The sequence below is a fragment of the Leucobacter sp. M11 genome (genome assembly GCF_035726885.1).
Lineage (GTDB): Bacteria > Actinomycetota > Actinomycetes > Actinomycetales > Microbacteriaceae > JAPFRB01.
On record NZ_JAPFRB010000004.1, the window covers coordinates 127,140 to 128,740 of the forward strand.

Below are 1,601 nucleotides of genomic sequence, written 5' to 3' on the forward strand. Positions count from 1 at the left end.
CGGATGGGGGAACTGCCAAGGTGAACGGGGCCATGAGTGCGAGAGTAATGAGTTTCCATCACGAAACACTGAGTTTTTCGAGGCCCGTGGGAACCGTGGCCGAACCGTGATCCCCGCATCGGGAGATGGCCGCCGCGCGGCTCGTCAGCGCCTAGCGGGGGAGGGTGATCGGCTCGGTGTCGGGGATGGGCGAGGCGTCGCGGCCGCGCATGTCCGGGATCCAGCGGCTGCCGATGGCCGCGGCGATGATGCACACGACCAGGAAGAGGATCGAGGCGACGAAAGCCCCGTTCGGGCCGACCGCATCGATGCCAACGCCAGCGAAGGCGGAGCCGAGGGCCGCGCCGATCAGCTGGCCCGTGCCGACCCAGCCGTAGGACTCGGCGGTTTCGCTGAACTTCACGGTCGAGCTGACCATGGTGAAGATACCCGCGAGGGTGGGGGCGACGCCGAAGCCCGCGAGGAACAGCATTCCGGAGAGCCACCACATGTTGAGGCTGACCAGGCAGAGCGCGGTGCCGACCGTCACGATGGTGACGCGCGTCGTGAGGGACCAGGGGGTCAGATCGCGGTGGCCAAAGAGCAGGCCGCCGACGATCGAGCCGATCGAGAAGATGCCGAGCACGATCCCCGGCTCCATCCCGTCCCGGGGGAAGGCGGCCACGACGCCGGCCTCCAGCGCCGAGAAGGAGGCAACGAAGAGGAAGCCGAGGATCGTCGCGAGCACGACCGTTGGCCGGGTCAGCACCGCGCCCAGGCGGCGGCGGGACCGCGGGATTCGGACCTGACCGACCTCGGGGGAGAACATGAACCAGAGCCCGCCGATGACCATGAAGGCAACGGAGGTGAGCAGCCCGGCGGTGGTGCTGACCTGGCCGGAGACGAGCACCGCGAGCACGGGGCCGAGCACCCAGATGATCTCCTGAGCGGAGGCGTCCAGGGAGAACAGCGCGGCGACCTGCTTGGAGGGCACGAGCTTGGGGTAGATCGTGCGCACCGCGGGGGTCACGGGCGGGGTGGACAGGCCCATGAAGAACGCGAAGGCCATCGTGACGATGATTTCCATCGGCACGAGCGCGAGCACGGCGAGCACGACGGAGCAGACAGTCGTGGTGAGCGCCAGCACGCGGCGCATGCCCCACGCGCCCATCCAGCGGCTCGTGAGCGGGCCAGAGATGGCCTGGCCGATGCTGGCCGCGCCGAGGACGAGGCCCGCCGAGGTGTAGTTGCCGTGCAGGTGCTCAATATGGAGCAGCATGGCGATCGAGGTCATCCCGAAGGGGAAGCGAGCCGTGAGCTGCGCCGCAAGGATGCGGAAGACGCCACGGTTTTTGCCTAGATCACGATACATGCCCACCGCAATAGTGTAGTGCTCAACCGTCCGTCCGGTATAGCGGCCGGAGCGTCACGACGCCGCGGCACGGCCCCCGCAGGTGCGCCGCGATATCGGGCGGCCTCCAGCCCGGTTACGGGGTGGGCGTCGCCAGGCGATCGATGGTCTCCTGGAGCTCCCGCAGGGACTGCTCATCGAGGTGCAGATCCAACGGTTCCAGCGTGAACGGCTGCTGCGGGGTCGTGCCCGGGATGCCCGGAAGCTCGCT

At 68.3% G+C, this 1,601-nt stretch carries 1 protein-coding gene; it reads right to left on the reverse strand.

Annotation, left to right across the window (positions count from 1 at the left end; all coding sequences use genetic code 11):
* Nucleotides 1–151 precede the first annotated feature (151 nt).
* Nucleotides 152–1,357 carry an MFS transporter gene (locus OOT08_RS12570; RefSeq protein WP_442916244.1) on the reverse strand — a complete coding sequence of 402 codons (1,206 nt, stop codon included), beginning with the start codon at nucleotides 1,355–1,357 and terminating at the stop codon, nucleotides 152–154.
* Between the last annotated feature and the right edge of the window lie 244 nt (nucleotides 1,358–1,601).